This is a genomic window from Peteryoungia wuzhouensis, from assembly GCF_003205195.1.
In the GTDB taxonomy this organism is placed as follows: Bacteria; Pseudomonadota; Alphaproteobacteria; order Rhizobiales; family Rhizobiaceae; genus Allorhizobium; species Allorhizobium wuzhouense.
This window is the reverse complement of record NZ_QJRY01000006.1, coordinates 1-19402: the sequence shown is the minus strand read 5'-3', so window position 1 is coordinate 19402 and position 19402 is coordinate 1. Positions and strand designations below refer to the sequence as shown.

16 protein-coding genes are annotated in these 19402 nt (G+C 59.2%); 1 reads left to right on the top strand and 15 read right to left on the bottom strand.

Going from position 1 to position 19402, the window contains the following annotated elements; translation table 11 throughout:
• Positions 1 to 50 precede the first annotated feature (50 nt).
• The 13 genes from DMY87_RS15910 to DMY87_RS15855 all read right to left on the bottom strand — a co-directional run bounded on the left by DMY87_RS15910 (position 51) and on the right by DMY87_RS15855 (position 16973).
• On the bottom strand, positions 51 to 1055 hold the full coding sequence (locus DMY87_RS15910; protein WP_165826270.1) for a glycosyltransferase family 2 protein: 1005 nt from the start codon (positions 1053 to 1055) through the stop codon (positions 51 to 53).
• On the bottom strand, positions 1052 to 2275 hold the full coding sequence (locus tag DMY87_RS15905; protein ID WP_165826268.1) for a glycosyltransferase family 4 protein: 1224 nt from the start codon (positions 2273 to 2275) through the stop codon (positions 1052 to 1054). The genes DMY87_RS15910 and DMY87_RS15905 overlap by 4 nt, the downstream gene beginning before the upstream one ends.
• Entirely contained in the window at positions 2272 to 3552 is a 1281-nt protein-coding gene (locus tag DMY87_RS15900) for a hypothetical protein (RefSeq protein ID WP_110792636.1), read from the bottom strand. The genes DMY87_RS15905 and DMY87_RS15900 overlap by 4 nt, the downstream gene beginning before the upstream one ends.
• A complete protein-coding gene (locus tag DMY87_RS15895) occupies positions 3549 to 4472 on the bottom strand; it encodes a glycosyltransferase family 2 protein (RefSeq protein ID WP_110792635.1) in 924 nt (307 codons plus the stop codon). The genes DMY87_RS15900 and DMY87_RS15895 overlap by 4 nt, the downstream gene beginning before the upstream one ends.
• The gene (locus DMY87_RS15890; protein WP_110792634.1) at positions 4466 to 5644 is read right to left on the bottom strand and encodes a phosphotransferase family protein; all 1179 of its coding nucleotides are present in this window, start codon (positions 5642 to 5644) and stop codon (positions 4466 to 4468) included. The genes DMY87_RS15895 and DMY87_RS15890 overlap by 7 nt, the downstream gene beginning before the upstream one ends.
• Entirely contained in the window at positions 5641 to 6675 is a 1035-nt protein-coding gene (locus tag DMY87_RS24195; protein ID WP_165826266.1) for a glycosyltransferase, read from the bottom strand. Before DMY87_RS24195 ends, DMY87_RS15890 begins: the two co-directional genes overlap by 4 nt.
• Entirely contained in the window at positions 6672 to 8183 is a 1512-nt protein-coding gene (locus DMY87_RS24190) for a lipopolysaccharide biosynthesis protein (RefSeq protein ID WP_165826265.1), read from the bottom strand. Before DMY87_RS24190 ends, DMY87_RS24195 begins: the two co-directional genes overlap by 4 nt.
• 232 nt (positions 8184 to 8415) lie before the next feature.
• Positions 8416 to 9288: a glucose-1-phosphate thymidylyltransferase RfbA gene (rfbA, locus tag DMY87_RS15880; protein WP_110792633.1), complete on the bottom strand. Its 873-nt coding sequence runs from the start codon at positions 9286 to 9288 to the stop codon at positions 8416 to 8418.
• Positions 9289 to 9357: 69 nt separating this feature from the next.
• Positions 9358 to 10407 carry a dTDP-glucose 4,6-dehydratase gene (rfbB, locus tag DMY87_RS15875; protein WP_110792632.1) on the bottom strand — a complete coding sequence of 350 codons (1050 nt, stop codon included), beginning with the start codon at positions 10405 to 10407 and terminating at the stop codon, positions 9358 to 9360.
• Between the two features lie 98 nt (positions 10408 to 10505).
• Entirely contained in the window at positions 10506 to 11789 is a 1284-nt protein-coding gene (locus DMY87_RS15870; RefSeq protein ID WP_110792631.1) for an exopolysaccharide biosynthesis polyprenyl glycosylphosphotransferase, read from the bottom strand.
• A gap of 96 nt (positions 11790 to 11885) precedes the next feature.
• A complete protein-coding gene (locus DMY87_RS15865) occupies positions 11886 to 12341 on the bottom strand; it encodes a hypothetical protein (RefSeq protein ID WP_110792630.1) in 456 nt (151 codons plus the stop codon).
• Positions 12338 to 13528, bottom strand: a complete 1191-nt coding sequence (locus DMY87_RS15860; RefSeq protein ID WP_165826264.1) for an EAL domain-containing protein — start codon at positions 13526 to 13528, stop codon at positions 12338 to 12340. The genes DMY87_RS15865 and DMY87_RS15860 overlap by 4 nt, the downstream gene beginning before the upstream one ends.
• 346 nt (positions 13529 to 13874) lie before the next feature.
• Positions 13875 to 16973, bottom strand: a complete 3099-nt coding sequence (locus DMY87_RS15855) for an autotransporter family protein (RefSeq protein WP_110792628.1) — start codon at positions 16971 to 16973, stop codon at positions 13875 to 13877.
• Positions 16974 to 17397: 424 nt separating this feature from the next.
• On the opposite strand from DMY87_RS15855, the gene DMY87_RS15850 reads away from it, so the two are divergent.
• The gene (locus tag DMY87_RS15850; protein WP_110792627.1) at positions 17398 to 18015 is read left to right on the top strand and encodes a recombinase family protein; all 618 of its coding nucleotides are present in this window, start codon (positions 17398 to 17400) and stop codon (positions 18013 to 18015) included.
• A gap of 217 nt (positions 18016 to 18232) precedes the next feature.
• Here the strand turns inward: DMY87_RS15850 and DMY87_RS15845 are convergent, their stop codons facing one another.
• Both DMY87_RS15845 and DMY87_RS24350 read right to left on the bottom strand, forming a co-directional pair.
• Entirely contained in the window at positions 18233 to 18916 is a 684-nt protein-coding gene (locus DMY87_RS15845) for a recombinase family protein (protein ID WP_342588660.1), read from the bottom strand.
• Between the two features lie 231 nt (positions 18917 to 19147).
• Positions 19148 to 19402 (bottom strand): hypothetical protein (locus tag DMY87_RS24350; protein ID WP_110792626.1); only part of this gene is annotated, 255 nt, incomplete at its 5' end.

The following is a 19402-nucleotide window of genomic DNA, read 5'->3' as shown; positions in this document are numbered from 1 at the left end:
GAGCAAATCGGTCTGGGGCGTCGGCACGCGTACGGGTAACGGGATCGACGTCATGACTGCACCGACTGTGTCTTGAGTTTCTGCAGGATGAGCTTCGGCGAGGTGACCGCGACGAGGCCGAGGAAGACGCCCATCCTGAGGTAGCGGCGGCTCGCATAGGCGAAGCCGGCCCGCTTGTAGAAAGCCGCAGCGAGATCCGAACGCCGATCTGCCAACCGCTGAAAAAGCGTTCGCGATGCGAGGAACTCTGCAAGTCGACGCTCGCCGAGCCCCTTGCGTCGGCGGATCATGCAGTCCTTGATCCAGCGCATCTTGAGCTGCATGACCGCCACATTGCGCGTCGACAGTGAGCCTGTAGGCTTGCGGTAGAAGAAAAGTGGTTCCGGGATCGCAATGAAATGTCGACCGCTCGCGCCGAGGTCGGCCATACGGCACCACAGGTCGAGGTCCTCGGCATAGTCCTCGTAGCGGAGACCCTTGGAATTCGGCAGCAGGTCCTGCCGGTATCCTCCAACGGCTAATGCGTCACGACGCCAGATAAGCGTCACCACCGTCATGAATACGAGTTTGTTTTGCTGGAATTGTTTGAGGGCGGCCGCGCGATTGGTGGGCCCAACCTTCAATAGCCCCAAGCTCTTTGGTACATCTGCCTCAGATTCGAAGTAGTGTGCATAGCAGCCCACCCCCAACAACGACGGATCCGATTCGAGTATTCTTGCCTGCCTCTCCAACAGCCTTGGCTTGGCAATATCATCGGCATCAAAAAACAGAATGCACTCACTTTGGGCCTCTTCCAAACCCAGCTGCCGGCAGAATGCGGGTCCTCTATTTCGCGAATTCCGCAACACCCGCACACTTCTGAATGTGGCCGCGTAGTCTCGCACGAGTTCGTACGAACGATCACTCGAAGCGTCGTCGATGACGAGGATTTCTTGAACTGGATAAGTTTGCTGGCGTAGCGACTCCAAGGTTCTGGTGATGGTGCGTTCCGCGTTGTAGCAACATACAACTATCGTCACCTCCAGCGCCTGTTTTCTATTCAAAAAATCGGTCAAGAGCGGCTCCCGGTATCTTGGTATATTTGGTCCATGGACGATGCGAGCGCAGCATAAGCGTGGCGCTTCCGGGCGATCGTCTGTGCCGATCGAGCCAGTGACTGTCTGTAGGTTTCATCAAGGGCGAGCCGCCGAATGGCAGCGGCAAAGTCGGCAACCGGATCCCGATCATGTCGGAGAGCCACCGTGATGCCGGCCTCCTGCTTGACCGTGCGGCCGGTGGCGTCACCCTCCAGGCAAACGACCGGCAGACCCGTCAACATGGCCTGCAGCACGACAGTCGACAGTCCGTGATGGAACGAGGGATAGAGGAACACGTCGCTACGATTGAGCGCCTCAACCAATCCCGCCATGTCCAGACGGCCCGTAATCACCACCCGATCGCCATGGAGATGCGCCGCAACCATCCGGGCGATTTCGGAGCGCAATGGGCCATCACCCACCATCGTCAATCGAGCGGAAGGGTCGTTTTCGAAAAACCGCAGGGCTGCCTGAAGCGCTAGGAGTGCACCTTTCCAGTCTTTGAATTCACCGGCGAACAGAAGGCGCAGTTCCCCTCCCCGCGACAGATCGGCCTTCGGCTGCACCATGGACGGTGTTTCCTCGATCCCGGTCTGGGTGAAAGGCAGCATTTTGCCCGCCAGGTGTCGCGGCATGGTTTCCGGCGTGTGCGACAGTATCCGGTCGGCTCTCCGCCCTGATATCAACACCAGAGGATCCAGATACCGCATCGCATAGCGAGCAATCACCCGCAGCCGATCCTTAAGTCGGGATGTCGCCGATAGCCTTCGGCGAAGGACAGGATGGGTGTCCTCGCTTCCGACCGGACCCCACAGGAGAGGGCCTTGAGCAAGCGCCAGCCCTGCCGGCATCCAGTCCATGCCGCCCGTCAGGTGATGGCAGAGATCATATGCTGTTGCCCTCTGCAAACGCCTGGCAAGCAAACCCGATCCGACCTGCCACAGGTAGTAGTAGAGCAGGAAGAACCGCCTGCCCTTCTTGTAGAAACGGAAGATCCAGGGGAGATCAAAATAGATGAACTCAAGGTTGGGCGGCCGACCATCGCGTCGGAAGGCCTCTTCGTGGATGGTGCGCAGATTGGCGCGGGTGATCACCGAAATTTCATGGCGCTTGGCAAGCTCAAGAACGAGCCTCCACGCGATTTCCCCTTCGCTGCCGCGACCGGTTTCACAGGCATAGGCTGAGATGAGGACCTTCATCGGGGGCCTCCTCGGACAAAAGCAAAGCTGTCTGTCGGGGATGCCTTGGCGAAGTGATGAACGGCCCGTAGCAGAAGCAGGCTGTACCAGAAGATCTGGCTGTTCCATGCGGAGTTGCCGAGAACCGGTCCCCAGAGGAGGATCAGAGGCAGTGTCTGAAGATTGGTGAAGCGAAGAAGATAGGCGCGGAGAAACAGGGTCGTACCGATGATGCCGGCAATCATAATATAGCCTGGGATGAAACCGGCCATGGCCGCATCTTCGCCCACCCCCACCAGACGTCCTTGAACATACTGGGTGACGATCTGGTATCCGCCTCCGAACCAGACGGACGGGTCATCCAGACTTGCCGACTGCAGGAAGAGGATCAATGGCATAACGCGCACTGCGCCGCTCTGGTCCGCCTGGACCAGCGCCATGATGTCCATCGTCGGCAAGGCCGTGAGGAAGCCGACGAGACGATGGACGGATTCCAGCTCAACGGATTGGAGGATGGGCCAGGTCATGATCAACAGCAGGGCACATCCGACGATCCACCGCAGTCTCAGCGCAAGGACGATGGTCAGAGGCAGAAGCGCGACCGCAAGCGAGCTGCCTGTCAGCGCCTGACTCACGGAAAAGGCGACCACAACCCATGTCTCACGCTGCCAAAGTTCGCTGAAGCTCAGGGGCGGAGCACCACGCCGCGCGAGGATGAGATAGGAAAGCATGGTGGAAGACAGCGCGCGCGCCGCATGGGATGGCTCCACGGCAAGAGAGTTGTAGCTCCACGCGCCCTTGGACAACATGCCGTTCAGGATCGGCAGGCCGGCCAACGAGCAAAGCATCTGCACCACGGAAACGGCAGCGAAGGCGAAGACCAGCTGGCGCAGAAGTTCGATCAATCGTTCGCGATTGACGAAGCCGCTCTCAAGCGTCCCGGCAAAGGCGATGTATGAGAGCGCGAACATCCCGGTATATCCGAGGCTGGTGACATTGGTGGTGCCGCCATGAGCGAGTTCGACAACGATTAGGTATGCAATCGCCGCCGCAGACGAGCCGAAATCGCGCTCCAGCGGCAACCGCAAAACGATGATGGTCGGCAGAGCGAGAGCCGCTACGAGAATGACCAAGACGTTGCGCTGATCTCCTAGAACGAACAATGAGATGGCCGTGCCGAAGGAGACGAGCAGAACCCTTGCGACCAACCAATGCGGCGTGGCCCGCATCGGGCGTGCACCAGCCCAAGCGGGCATGGCCAGCTGCCTGCCAGAACGCGGGGAGAAGACTTCGCTCATCGCAAGCCCCCCTGTACCCAGGTGCGCAAACGGGTCATTGCGAGCATCACCTGATAGGAGATGTTCAAGGCCGCCAGGGATGCCTTGCCCGCACCGCGATACCGCGCGTGATAATATCTGCGGCTTTGCGCCCAAAGGGACAGGCGGCGCACGGGATCGCCTTTCTCGGCGGTACGATGCGCGTGAACAGCCGAGATCTCTCCGGTGTAGACGGAATTCAGACCCGCCCGCCGAACCTGCTCTGCAAGAATCGCCTCTTCGCAGTAGAGGAAGACGTTCTCGTCGAAATAGCCGATGCGCTCCAGGAACGTGCTGCGAACCAGGAAGCAGCATCCGCTCAACTTGTCATTGCCCGTCGGTCGACCCGGCTTCGGATTGCCGCCAAAGCGTCTTCGCGACAGGCCGGCGAGAAGCATGAAGACCGGGGATAGAATTTCCCTGACAAAGCCCGGCTCGAACATGGGGTTTTCGTTGACACCAGCGAGGCTCCAGATGGCGGAGGCAGCAACCGCATTCCGATCCGATCGAAAGAGGGTCTTGGCCAGTGTCAAAAGGTAGTCGCGGTCGTCGATACGGATGTCCGGATTGACGATGAGAACAGCCTCGCAACCGAGCGACACGGCAAGGCGCGCGCCGATATTGTTGCCTGCGGAGTAACCGGCATTACGGTCGTTCAACACGAAGAGCCCGTCACCGTGCCGGTAGCCAGAGGGAATATCGACGCCGGCGCGAAGCTCCCAGACATCCGGGAGCGCGTCCCGAACGTCCTGGCGCATGCGTGCGCGGCTGGCACTATGAGATCCGTTGTCGACGACAACGACGTCCACAGCCACGCCTTGCTGCGCCAGTATCCCATCAAGGCATACCGGCAGATCACGGTCACTGTTGTAAGTGAGGATGACAACGCCCAGCTTCAGCATGCTGGTGCCCCCCACTGACGAAGGCAAGCATCGATCAGGCGACCGCGCCGATCACCATCTGTCCAACCACCAATGCTTCCGGCGTAGTCGAGCTGCCGCTGCAGGTAGAAGGCGGCATGAAGGAGCAGCGAAACGAGCACGCAGGTCCGGACAGTCTCCAGATCCAGATCGGAAAACAGCGCCCCAACGCGCTGGTTCAGGTCCGAGATAACGTCTGCCGGATCGGCGCCATGGCGTGTTGCCAGCAGGTAGTGAACGAGATCGTAGCCAAGCGGCAAATCGTCGGCTGCGTATTCCCAATCGAAGACATAGAGCCGAGGCTCCAGCATGATGCAGTTCCAGGGCGTGAAGTCCCCGTGTGCCAGGGCGACCGGAAGCCCATCGACAAAGCGGGACGCTCTCGCTGCGCCGGACAGCAAACGTCTGGTCCAGGCTGCAGGCAACCGGATCTCGTTCGCCAAAGCCCGCACGCTCTCGAACGCGCGATGAACCCCATTGCTGCGCGTTCGCGACGCCAGCTCACTCAGGAAGCGGAGATGGGCCCCACCCGGACGGACGCTGCTTTTGGCGCCGAAGGTTTTCCGGCTGTCTGTGACAAGCACGCTTGGCCGCACCGCACTGCCGGGATCGAACGCCAGGACCGCAGGCGTGTCGACGGTCGCCAGCGCAAGGCGACCGACGCGCCGCAACATCTCCGCCTCGCGGGCCAGATACGGCTTCACCAGCGGTCTGCGGCTGACCTTGGCGTAACCGAGAATATCGCCATCCTCCGCCATCAGCTGGATCGCAGTCTTCCGGTGAGGTCCGGCGGTTCCGGTAAAATATGCGCAATGCGCCAGCCCTGCGGGGCGCTTCCCCGGCAAATTCGGAAGGGCGCCAAAGCGTAAACGGCCCGCGCTCCAACCGCTGGAAACGCCCAGTCGAGCCGCAGTAGTTACCCCGGCTTTGATGATGGTGGCTGCGAGAGACACAGGCTGGAACATCGCCATTGCGGCCGCCGATGGCCGCCCGCCGCTGATCGGGATCAGCCACCAGCGATCGTTGGTCCGCGCTTTCAGGAGCCCATAGGGCCGACCGCCATCAGACACGGGCGCGACGCCAAGAGCAGCCAGATCTTCCAGGAACTCTCCGAAGGAACCGGAGGAGGAAGTGAATGAAACATGCGTGTTCACCAGATCCCCCTATAGTCACGAAGGACACTCAGGACACCACGGCTCATCCGCCAGTAGTCGCGATTGAAGAGCTCGCTGAATGCTCTCTTTGCACTTCTCTCCCGGCGCAAGGCGGCCCGGGCCTCCAGGAACGCAATCTTGCGGTCGAGGATGGCGAGAGAAGTGGTCAAGTCGAGATCCGTAGCAAGTGAAAACCGGCTGACGCTCTGGCGCACCAGCCTGAAAGCCTCGATCTCCTGCTCAAACCGGACCCGCTGAGCCTCGGAACGAGTGGTAAGATTTTCAGGCCGCCGTCCCGCCAGCACGCTCGTCTGCCGGGCATGACGACGATAGGCCACAAGCTTCTGCGGGAGAGCGAGACCCGGACGACCGCTTGCCGTTGCGCAGAGAGCAAACCAGGTATCATGGGTCATCACCGAACCTGCGGCCTCGATGCCCATGAAGGGTTCAATCACGTCACGCCGGAAGGCGGATGCCATGCCGTACACGACGTTTCCGCCAGAGATCATGGTTTCCAATGGCTTCTGCCGGAAACGGGCTTGGCGCGCGGGTGTAAAGCGGGCAAGCGTCCAGAGCGTTTCTGGCAAGGACCGATCAGGAGAGACGAACTGGACTGCATCGCAGAAGACAAAACCAGCCAGAGGCGTGGCGTCGAGCGCTGCGAGCATGGCCTCGATCTTCGTCGGTAACCAGATGTCGTCCTGGTCGCAAAAGAAGATGACGTCGCCCGATGCCTCAATCAGTGCAGACCTGAAAGCCGCATTGACACCCCGGTTTTGATGCCCGCCAAGCACCTTCATCTCGAAGGGGGCCTTTGCGGCATAGTCCTGCAGCAGAGACCATGTGTCATCGCTCGACCCGTCGTCGTAGACGACCAGTTCGTTTGGAAGCCGCGTCTGCCCAAACAGACTGTTGAGCTGCTCCCGCAGATAGTCAGCACCGTTGAAGGTCGCCATCACGACCGACACCGACAAGCTTTGCGAAGTCGAGGGATGCTTTGGTGCGGCAACGCCCTGAATGAGAGGACTCACGTCGATGCCCTCCGAAACCTGAGGAGGCGGTCGCTCAACATCCCCAAAAGCCACCTGCGTTCCGCATCCGAGAAGCCGAGCACATAGATCGCGGTCGCGGTCACGATGCACGCGGCCAAAAACCTGGAAATCTCGGGGAGTGGCAGGTTCGGCAATGCCGCGGCGAGGATCGCGGCTGCCGCAAAGGACAATGCAGTGACTATCGAAGTCGGCTGCAAAACCCGTCGGGCGAAGTAACCGGGGGCAAGGCCCGTCAACTGCATGACGAAACGAATTCGAACTGCCAGGGCAAGAGAGGAGAGCAGCAGCAGCAGCCAGAACAGCGAAAGTGGCCCGGCCTCGAAGGAAAGCAGAAGTGCTCCAACCGGCACGGCCGTCAACATCAATCCGCCGACGATGATCTGGTAACGGCGGATATTGCCCGTAGCCTGGATGACAGTGACCAGGGGGTAGGACAGGCTGTTGACGAGACCTGTCACGAGGAGCAGCCGCACCATTCCAACCGAATATTCCGGCACGTCGCCAAGCCAGGCGCCGAGAACCGCATCGGCCTCCAGCACCACGGGCACAACCAGAACCAGCATCAGGAAGAAGGCTGTCTTTGCATTTCTCGCAACCAGATCGTGGAACTGCGACGCATCCTGCTGAAAGTAGGATTTCATGATGCGGGGACTTGCCGTGATCTGCAGATTTGACGCCAGCGTGGAGGTAGCATTGGCAAGCTGAACCGCAATGCCTTGCGACGCATTGGCCACCGGGCCGAAATGCAGGTTCAGAAGCAATCCGAAACCATGGATGTTCAGAACGACGGACAGGACCTCGACGAGGCTCCATCCGGCGAAACTGGCCAAACGACGCAGAAGGCCGAAGTCGGCACAGGGCCTGTAGCGACTGGCTTCCAGGGTCAAACGGCAATATCCGACCTTGGCCATGAATATGACGACGACCAGTCCCAACATAAGAGATGAGAAAAGCTCGAGACGGTCACCGACGGCCAGGATAAGGGCCAGGGCGATCAGCACACGCAGGAGTGCATGAGCGATATCGAAAGCCGCATAGGCCGAAAACCGTTCAGTGGCGGCCAGCAACGCATTGTACGGAACCTGAAGCACAGTCAAAGCGACGGTGAACGCTGCGCAGTGGAACGCCCATGTCGCGGCCTGCATGCGCTCCGGTGGGACAACCATATGCGTGTGCAGGAACCACAAGCCGACCGTTTCGCAAACAAGCAAGACAGCAACGGCGATTGCGGCGTGGATCTGGAGAGAGGCGCTGAAAACAGTGCGCAGCCGATCGGCATCCTGGAATGCCAGCTCGACGCTCAGGTGGCGCTGAGTGCTGGCCGCCAGGGCCGAGTTCAAGAACGCGATGACAAAGGTGACGCCGGCAACCGCGAAATAGATCCCGTAGTCCACTTCACCGAGCTGACCGAGAACAACGCGCGACGAATAGAGGGAAACGGACATCGTCAGAAGCGTTCGCCCATACATGATGAGCGTATTCGCCAATAATGAGCGGGACTCATCCTGGTTTCCAGGCAAAGGCTGGGCCGAGGCGGGTGTCGCCCCTTCCACTGCTTCCGCCCTGTTGGCGGGTTGTTTGGCAGCAAAAGCACTGGTCAAACACGCACCTCCAGCTGGAGTGCGCATTCGAACGCAACAGCACCCGCAGCCCGTCCAGAAGACAGGCCGCGGCCGGATGGCCCAGAAAAATTGCCGCTGCTGATACCCGCCGACATCATCATTTCAGCAGCCCCGCCAGATAGCGGCCATAGTCGTTCTTGCCGAAGAGGTTCACACGCGAGACGAGGGCGTTCTGATCGATCCAGCCCTGGTCAAAGGCGATTTCGTCAGGGGATCCCACCTGCAATCCCTGGCGCATCTGCAGCGTGCGGACAAAATTGCCGGCATCCAGCAGACTGGAATGCGTGCCGGTGTCGAACCACGCATAACCGCGGCCCATCTTTTGTACGGTGAGCGTTCCTTCTTCGAGATACTGCTCGAGCAGGGACGTAATCTCGAGTTCGCCACGCGCAGACGGGACGACCCTGCGTGCCTTGGCCGGAGCGGTGCCATCCATGAAGTAGAGGCCGGTGACGGCATAATCCGATAGCGGAACGGGCGGCTTTTCGACGATGCTCGACACCCGCCCGCACTCGTCGAAGGAGACAATGCCATAGCGCTGCGGATCGGCCACGCGGTAGCCGAAGACAGTCGCACCTGTCGTCTGAGAGGCTGCCTCCGCCAGAAGAACAGGCAGACCGTGACCGAAGAAGACATTGTCGCCCAGCACCATCACCGAAGGTGCGCCGGCAAGGAAATCCTCCGCGAGGATATAGGCCTGTGCGAGACCATCCGGCGACGGTTGCTCGATCCAGGTGAACTCGATGCCCCATTGGCTGCCGTCACCCAGCGCCTTCTCGAACTGCTGGCGGTCCTGCGGGGTGGTGATGATCGCGATTTCGCGGATGCCGCTCAGCATCAGGATGGAAATCGGATAGTAGATCATCGGCTTGTCGTAGAGCGGCAGCAATTGCTTCGAGAGCCCCACCGTGATCGGGTAGAGCCTGGTGCCCGAGCCACCCGCAAGCACGATCCCCTTACGAGACGACATGTCGAACCTCCGGCGTGGCATAAGAACTTGAGAGACGTCCGCGTTCAGCGGGATGAAGAGCCGTGTCGGTCATGCGCGGCTCCCGATGCGCGCAGTTGCGCCCTTGCGATCCATGAGCGGGCGCCACCAGGCTTCATTTTCAAGGTACCAGCGCACAGTCCGGCGGAGCCCTTCTGCAATGGTGACCGAAGGCTGCCACGAAAGCTCGGTGCGGATCCGTGTGGCGTCGATGGCATATCGGACGTCGTGCCCCGGTCGATCGGCAACGAAGACAATCTGGTCGGCATAACTGCCGGATGACTTTGGTTTCTCGCCATCGAGAATAGCGCACAACATCCGGACGAGCTCGAGATTGGTGAGCTCATTGTCTCCGCCGATGTTGTAACTTGAGCCGACCGCCCCTTTCGCGAGCACCGTCATCAGGGCTTCCGCGTGGTCTTCGACGTAAAGCCAGTCCCGGACATTGCTGCCGTCGCCATAGATCGGGATCGGCTTCCCCGCCAATGCCCTGAGAATGGCGAGGGGGATGAGCTTTTCCGGAAAATGATACGGCCCATAGTTGTTCGAGCAGTTGGTCAACAGGATCGGCATGCCATAGGTCTCGTGCCATGCACGCACCAAATGGTCGGAAGCAGCCTTCGAAGCCGAATAGGGGCTGCGGGGACTATAGGGGGTCGTCTCGGTGAATTTGACCGAGGGGTCGCGCGGCAAGGAGCCGAAAACTTCATCCGTGCTGATATGCTGAAACCGGAAGCTCTCTGGCTTGCCACTGTTCAACCAATATGCGCGGGCAGCCTCCAGCAGGCAGAAGGTCCCAACAATATTCGTCTGGATGAAATCGTCCGGACCGTCGATCGATCGGTCGACATGGGACTCTGCTGCCAGATGCATGACGGCATCGGGATTGAAACGCGAGAAGATCTGGTCGAGAGCCGCGCGATCCTGAATATCGACGCGCTCCAGAGCGTAGAGCGAATTGTCGGCAACCGTGCTGACATTCTCGATCCGGCCCGCATAGGTCAAGGCATCGATGTTGACCACCGAGTGGCCCGTCTCGACCGCCATCCGGACCACTGCGGAGCCTATGAACCCCAGCCCTCCCGTCACGAGCAGCTTCATCGATTGATACCTTTCCATTTCATGCTGCGGCCCTCGACGGACCTGCAAGCAAATGCCGTAATTTCGAAAATATAAATAGGCGAATCGGCCTGATTTTTCTATTTTGCGCCGAATCCATTTATGATTATCGCTACGGTCTTGATGTATACAATGATGTCCATCCAAGGAGAAAAGTTCTTGACATAGTAAAAATCGTAGTGAAGCTTCTGCCTCACATCCTCAACCGCTGATACATGCCCCTGATTTACTTGAGCCCAACCTGTAATTCCGGGCCGAACGATGTGCCTGTATCGATAAAATGGAAGCTTTTCTTCGTACCATCTGGACAATGGCAGCGCCTCTGGCCGTGGGCCCACCCAGCTCATTTCGCCACGAAGGATGTTCAGCAACTGCGGCAGCTCATCGATGCGTGTGCGCCTGAGAAAGCGGCCGAGCCGGGTGATACGCTGGTCGCTGTCGGCGGTAACGGCACGCTCGCGGTCGTCCTTTTGGTGGTCCTGCGCCACACGCATCGTGCGGAATTTGTAGATCGTGAAAACCTTGCCCTGATAACCGCGGCGCTCCTGGCAAAAGAGCGCAGGCCCGGGCGAGTCCATCTTGATCAGCAGGGCCACGACCAGCAGGAAGGGCAGCAGGAGCACCAGTGCGATCGCCGCAGAGACGCTGTCGATGGCATGTTTGATCGCGAGATAGGCCTGGTTCGGATTGAGCGAGCCGAGCGTGTTTTCCGAGAGATGGTCGATGGCGACCCGGCCTGTCAGGGACTCGACAATCTGCTTCACATGATAGACCGGGATTCCTGAGAGCGCGCAATCGGCGATGAAACGCTCCCACGGGGCGGAAATGTCCGCACGCAGGTCGGCAACCACACCCTGGATCCGCTCTGGCGGCTGGTTTGGCGAGGTGAGAACACGCCAGGTCACGTCACCGATCGATGTGACCTGGCTGATATCACCCGCCGGGACCACGGCAAGGCGTGTCGGCTTCAGCTTGCTGACAAGGAAGCTCCAGCCAAAATACCAGACGGTCGACAGGATGAAGGAGCCGGCCGCCTGGAAGCGGCTGTAGTCAAAGCGGAAGAAGAAGATGATGACGAAGACCGTGCCATAGGTCAGCGCAAAGGTCGGAAGGATAGCGCCCGCGGAGGCAAAGCCGGGATAAGTCCCGAGGCGGCGATAGAGCAGATAGCCCGCAAGATGCGCGACAATTGCGGCCGTTACCGTGATCTGGTGATTGGCGTTGGATAGAACCTCCGGCACGAACAACATGCGAAGGATCAGCGGAATGCCGATCGCGAAGAGGAGGCCGCCCACCAGCTGGTAGCGAACCCGCAAGGCGATATGACGAGGTCCGTCCCAGAACCCCACAGCTTGCTTATACATCGACGCCTCCCTGATGAAGCAGGTCGCTGCGCATTGCACGCAGGAAGAGTTTTGGAGTGGCCGTGCGAACAGACGGCGAGAAGGAAAGCTTGCCCATCATGGCTGGCGGTCTCCGATGAGGATGCTCACCAGATGGCCGTATGCTCGCCAGCGTCGGCGAATTGCGTCGCCGTGCCGCCATGCCACGGCGTAGATGCAGGCGGCATCTGTGGGGGAAAAGCCTTCGGCTTCCTGGTGAGGAACCTCGTTCGTGACGGCGTCGTAGCCATTCAGAAGTCCCGCCTCGTAGACGGAAATGACGACCTGCATTTGCCTGTCGGAAAGCTGGTATTCGTGGCTGGACGCCAGATCGCGCGCCGCCCGCGCGCAATCGGTCAGATGCCTGAACGGGTGTTCGAAAGGCGCAGAAAACGGGTCCAGGCCTTGGAACGCGGCGAGAAGGCTGGTGCGCTCTACCTTGCCCGCCCCCTGCGCCAGATCGGCGAGAGAACCAGCAATCCTGACCGAAGCGCCGGCATCCAGCAGCACCCATGAACTCGTGCGAAGATTCAACGCAGGGTCTCCTCTGCTGCCAGAGGCTGCCGGATGACGTGACGTCGGCGCGGACGATCGGTGTTCGGCAGACGAACCGGCGGCGTGGCAGCCGGTGAACGGTCCTGCGGGATTTCCGGCCTGCCGAAATGATAGCCTTGCAGCCACTGCGCGCCGGCAAGCTGGGCAACGGCAAGGCAGTGAGCATCTTCAACGCCCTCGACCACGACCAAGCTGGACATGCAGGACGACATGGTGATGAGGCTCGAGAGCATCTCGCTTCCGAAGATGGTCTCCGATGTCTCACCCACGAAAATCGCATCCAGCTTTATGATGTCCGGACGCACGACGCGGGCAAACGCAATCGAGCTGTAGCCAGACCCGAAATCATCAAGCGCGATGCGGCAACCGGCATCCTTGAACGCAAAGAGCAGATCGGTGGCTGTGCCGATGTCTGCAGGAAGGGCTGTCTCCGTCACCTCAATGACAAGACGCCTTGCCACATCTGGCTTTGCCCGCAGGCCTCGCAGGCACGAATTCCAGCAGCCGTCGGCATTCAACGACATGGCCGACACGTTGCAGCCAAGCAGAAGGTCCGGATTGATTTCCAGCTCTCCTAGGGTGTCCATGATCACCCAGCGATCGAAAGCACCGGTCAAGCCGAGCCGTTCGATCGCTGGCAGGAACGCACCGGGCGCAATGCCGCCACCGGCGGCGTCGGCAAGGCGGATCAGACGCTCCCGATAGAGAAGTTTCTCCGGCACATCCGTCGCGACGATCGGCTGTTCAGCAAACCGGACTTTGCCCGACTGAAGGGCAGCGTAAGCGACAACCGCCGCGGCCATGTCCGCTCGGTATTGGGCAATGTTCAGATTGCGGTTGATGTAGCGGACAGTGGCGGCCCCTTCATTCTGAGACAGCCCCAACGCCACCACCAGCCTGACTTTGCCGACGGTCAACGGCGTGAGCGCGGCCGATTGTACGACTTCCTCAAGTTCCTGAAGACGCGCCTCATCGAAGCGAGGCCCGACGAAGCGGAGCGAAAGCCCGTAGGGCTCCTCCTGCCGGTCCCAGTCGGAGACCGGCAAGGCCGCATCGAAACGTCGCCAGATTTCGCTCAACACACGCCCGGCAACACCGTCGGAATAGGCCGCCGCGATGCAGGCCAGATTCTCGATCACGATCATGAATTGTAGGTGGCTCTTCATAGGTAAGCTCCGCCGTGAATGCGTTGAATGGGACATCGTTCGATCATTGCTGCGAGCACACCTGCTGCGAGGCTGGCGCTCATTGCGGTTGCAGTTCGACTGGCCTTGCAGACGCTCGCAGAGTGCCCGGCGATGTTCGGTTTCCAGCAGCCGGCTTCAGGTACAATTCGAAGGAGCGGCACAGTGTGTAGAGTTGGGCCGGGACGACGGTCCCAGCCCATAGGCCCTCGCTCATGGCGGCGAACGCGGGCCTCTCCTCCTCCAGGCCGGACACCACAAGAGCTTGGGGGTGTGTGGTACGGCTGAAGAAGCTCAGGGGCACGAAGTCGGACTGAAACCCACGTGGTCAGTAACTGACGTCAAACCGCACCTTCACACCACTCTCGTTGACCTCCTTCCCGAACTGCCCGGAATAGGCGAGGCTCAGGCGTGCGTTGGACCCGAGATCTGCCGTCAAACCGGCCTCGACGAAGCCGACGTCACGGCCAAGAGACGCGGACGAAACGGCGAAGCTGTTGCCGATGTCGAAACCCTGGATCGAGCTTATGCTGGTGTCGCTGAAGTTGTGGCGCCATCCCATGGAACCGGTGGCAGCCAATGGCACGCCAGCGACCTCGAAATGACCGCTCGTCCGGAGGCCGAGAGTGGAATAGGTTGCGTCAGTATCCACACCTGCCCCACGAAGTGCGGCGATCCCGCCGTCTTCCACGAAAGCATCCGTGTCGGCGTTGACATAGGCGAGACCGGCAAAGGGCTCGAATGCGACCGGACCGGAATCGAGCCGGTATCCGAGTTCCGCAAAGGCTTGCGCCGTGCGACCATTGTAATCAGCCGTAAGCTGGTCCTGGAATTCGTCGAACCGCACGCCGCGCTGGGAACCCAATTGGTGCCAGCTCTGCGCGACGCCCATGCTGAGGTTCAGCCTGTCCCACGTGCCGGCGCCGTAGAGACCAACGCTGTAGCTGTCGATGGACACTGAACCCCGACCCTCTGCAAGGTTGAGAGACGTGTTGCCATACCCGCCCACAAAGCCCAGACGGAACGCATCGGTGAAGTCGCCCTCGGCTCCAAAGAAGACTCCACCCGAATTGCGATCGAAACCGGCCCCGTTGCCGTCGCTGTCGACATTGGCCCAGCTGCCATATCCCTGGCTCCAGAGCGCCGGTCCTTCACCGTTCGTCTCCGATGCCACCTGTCGACGGATCGCCTCGCGCAGAAAACGGCTATCCTCAAGGAGAACGGCACCTGCCGAAGCATGAACCTCGCCCGACAGTTGATCAAAAGCCAGCCGTGCTTCTTCAGCAGACTGCACGATGCCCACAGCCCCGCGGATCTCGGCAGCGGAGTCCAGGGCCTCCAGAGTTTCGGCGACCGCAAACTGGTTGAACGTCAGGGCGGCACTGTCAAAGCTCGATGTTTGCGTGGATATCAGCGACACAGAACGAGGCTGATAGTCGGCCAGCAAGTCGTAGAATTGCGATACGCGCGTATCTCCCTGAACCTTGAAGGCACCAGCGACACCCTCATCTGCCGTCAGGATCTCGTAGCGTGCATCAAGCCTGTAGCGATCGCTGCCATCCTTCACCACGTCGAGAATGGCACCGGATTCCAGGGTGGCTTCCCCACCGATGACAATGAGGTCATTGCTCGCGCGGTTGGGAACGGGTGCGGCGCGATTGCTCCTGCCAACCGTCGGGATGGTGGAGCTACCAGGCACCAGTTCGGCACGGTAGATCGAGCCGTCCGCCTGCCTGTAGTCACCGGTAACGGTCAACGTGCCAGCACTGTTGCCCGGCGCGACAACCGAATTTGCATGCGCATCGATGGAGCCTACGGTACCGCCGCCTTTGAGGGTCGCCCCGTCCATCACGACGGCTGCCGCGCCGCTCGCGCCCTTCATGTCAAGGACACCGCCCGTGACATTCAAAGTTCCGGTAAAGTCGGAGGAATCTCCGGTCAGGATCGTGGTTCCGGCCTGCGCCGTCAGGATGCCTGCTCCTGAAAGGGCAGCAGCGAATTCGTAGTCCGAAGACGTATGGTTGAAAGCGAGTTCACCATGACCGTCCCCGAAGACAATCTTGTCAGCAATCACCGTCCCGGCAGCTTCGGCATCCAACAGCCCGCCGATGACCAGCACACCACTGGATCCAGCCAGCCAGCCAATGCGGACTTCGTTATCGGCTTCAAGAACAGCACCATCGGATACCGCAATGATGCCCATACCAGCATATCCGGCATAGACGTTTCCCATGGCATTCAGGCTGGTATTTTCCTGTGCGGAAAGCTGGCTGCCTTCGCCGGCGACCTGTATGAGCCCGAAAGATCTGGGATCCATGCCGGCACCGACTGAGGCCGAGGTCACACTGGCACCATTGGAGATCGCCAGAACCCCATTGCCGTTCATAGGATCGACATCCCGAAAGCCATTTTGACCGCCCACATAGATCCGCTCCCTCGTCTCAACGACGGTGTCCGGACCCGTTACGGTCATGGTCGTCAGGTTCGATCCGTCGGGACCAATGTAAATTCCACTGGCGTAGAGATAAGCACCGTCCGACACCGTCACCGAGCCTCCGGATGGGCTCAACCAGGCCGCCTGCGCGGTATCCTCCGGGTTGCCGATCTCGACATGGGTCTGGTCGCCCGTAATGGTGATCGCGGCACCTGCACCGGTGTAAATGCCCGTATTGCGGATATATGCGGTCGCACCATCCGAGATTGTCAGGGAGCCGTGCGATCCTTCTGTACGGGCAATGTCAACGCCACCGGTGCTGGTCCAGACCGTGCCTGCGCCCGTCACTTCCAGCGTCCCATCGCCACCCGCGCCCTGCTCCCAACTCGCCGTGGACAGCGCAAGACGTCGCGTGCTCAGCGAAGCACCATCAGAGACGGTGATGTTGCCGCTACCGCCGTTTGAGCCGACCGTCAGCTCAGAGCTGTTGGACCACGTCGAACCGGCGCCACTCAGCTCGACACTGGCCTCGCCCTTGTCCGGCGTGCCGATTGTCGCATTCACGCTCGTCAGATCTGCGGATTCATTGATCACGAGGGTCGCGGGACTGGAACTGCCCACAGTCAACGTGCTGACATCCAAAGCCTCGTCCGAGAGCGTCCTCGTGTCCTGCTCAACCCAAAGGTCGGACGGACCCTGGCCACCCCCACAGGGCTGCAAGCAATCGGCCGCAGCGCGAGTCGCACCCAGGCCGAAGTTTGACCCCAATGCCAGCGAGAACAGGCATACGCCTGCGGCCAAGCGAAGCCGGCGCCCTGACAGGCCAGAGAAAGCCGTCGAACGCTCGCCCTTCAACGATGAAAGCAAAGCGCGATTTTGATGATGTGAAACCACGTTCAGTCCCCCTAAAAATTCCACGAAATCGATTTGAAAAGAAGCTCGCCGCTCCGCCTCACCCAGTCGGCGAGCGCTCCCGAACACGCAGATCTTCACGAAAACCCGGCGCGCGCCGGGAGCTGATCAAGCTCGACCGCGCCCAATCGGCGGTCGGAACGATGCATTTCGATGAGATGGATCGATTATTCTTCCGAAGCCAAATCGGAGAATATCTTGAATATAGACTCAATAAAAACGAGGAAAAATCCGCATTTACTCTAGAAAAATCGCCTTTACGCACCAATATATTCGTGCATAAATTCGAATATAATGAATATGAACGGTGCATTAAAGGGTCCCTTCACGTAACAAGACTGCGAAGGACGGCAGATTCGAATCTACACTGAAAATTTTGGATTTTTTTGATTTAAAATGCGGAAAAAAATCCCGGACGAAAAGGACCCCTTATTGTCAACGCAGATGATACGTCGGCCCAAACTTGGTCCAACCTGGAGAAATCCGGATTAGATGGGAATTGATTATGAATATTGGCTACGCTCGCGTTTCGACCGAAGACCAGAAGCTGGACCTACAGATTCAGGCACTCAAACAGAGAGGCTGCACAAAGATTTATTCGGATCATGGTATTTCGGGGCAGGATTTCCACCGTCCTGGCCTGGATGCACTTACAAAAGTACTGAAGCCGGGCGACACCTTGATGGTGTGGCGCCTCGACAGGCTGGGGCGCTCCTTAATGCACCTCGTGAGATTGGTTGATGAGCTTGGGAGGCGTGGCATCCATTTTCTCTCTCTCTGCGAAAACATCGACACGAGTTCTCCAGGGGGAAGGCTGATTTTCCACATGATGGCCGCGCTTGCAGAGTTTGAGCGCTCACTGATCAGCGAGAGAACACGTGCCGGTATGGCTGCGGCTCGCAATTTGGGTAGACATGTCGGACGCAAGCCTATCCTCAGCGATGAAGAACTGCTGTGTGCCGCGCACGCCCTCGAATCTGGCGAAGCGACGATCTTCGATTTGGCCAAAGCGCATGGACTGGCGCCACACTCTCTACGTCGCATGATCCGAAATCGCGTGGAGAAACGTCGCGATGCAATCCAGACCTTGACCATCTCGGTAGGTGGCAAGCAGCAGGCATAAAACGATATCGTGAATTTGTGGAACCAAGATTGGAAAGGCAGATAGCACGGCGTAGGCGCGGTGCGCGTCGGGGCTGAGAGTGGTCCTCCAGACCCTGTAGGCTTGGCTTCCGATGATATCTCATACCGGGAGGTCCTCTGAAGCCAAGGCTTAGCGGCGATTAGCCAATTGGCGGCACAGCCGCCGAATGATCATACCGGAACGTGTCAGTCTGCACTCAGCGGTTGTCGCGCGTCAACATCGCGGCGCTGTCAAAACCAACAGACTTGGCCCCCTCCGGCATAGCTACCGCGCTGCCGCCGCAGAGGCCGTCGATCGGCATCAGTGAGAGCACGGCAATCACCGACATCGAATGCTTGAGATACCTTCTAAGGGTGCGCTCCGTAACGCCGAATTTATTGGTCAGCGTCGACAGTTCTGCGCCCGCCTTGTGCGCGTTTTTCAATTGGCAAACATCAAGAGCCGACAAGGCGGACCGCCTTCCGAGCCGTGCTCCTCGGACACGGGCGGCCGCCATACCAGCTCTCGTGCGCTCGCTGATGAGATTCCTCTCGAACTCGGCCAGGGCACCCATGATGTGAAAGATCAAACGTCCACTTGACGAACTGGTATCAATATTCTCCATCAGCGAGTGAAACTGTATGCCCCGGGCTCCCAGTTCGTCGATCAGCTTGATGAGGTGAGGCAGAGAACGCCCTAGGCGATCCAACCTCCAAACCACCAATTTACCCCCCGCTGTGGCGGCCGCCATTGCCTGAGTGAGGCCAGGGCGCTCCGTCGTCTTGCCAGACATCCCCTGATCCGAGAAAACCTGCTGGCAGCCAGCAGCCTTGAGAGCGTCCAATTGCAGATCCAGACTCTGCTCTTCCGTTGAGACACGGGCATATCCTATGTTCACCATGCGTCACCCCGCCGAACTACGCCGCCTACATTACGTCGCACGCAGAAGCGCCCCATGTACTGCAGGGGCCATCGGAAAGGCGGTAGTTATGTAATATTATCAATTTATTAATTAAAAATGCGATAATTTATATCAAATGCATCTAATAATTAATAAAAATTGCGCGCTGCAGAATGTAAATTTTATTCTTTTATAATATAATTTAGTATTGACTTTCATAAATCATACTTTTTAACAAAACAAGAATCCCAAATTCAGGAACAGGCCTGGAACGCTTCCCTTGTAATCCATTTGCGTCACCGCTTTTTCTAAACGCGCCGCATCTTGCGGGAAAACGGACCTAGAGAAAAGATGCACGATACTTGATCGTACGACCCGATTCAGGCGCATTGGCAACTGGCCCTTCCCCAGGTCTCGAACTAGAGCGCGTCCATTGAACGCGGAATCGTGTTGATGATTCCCTTGGGTGCGGAATTCTGATTCCAT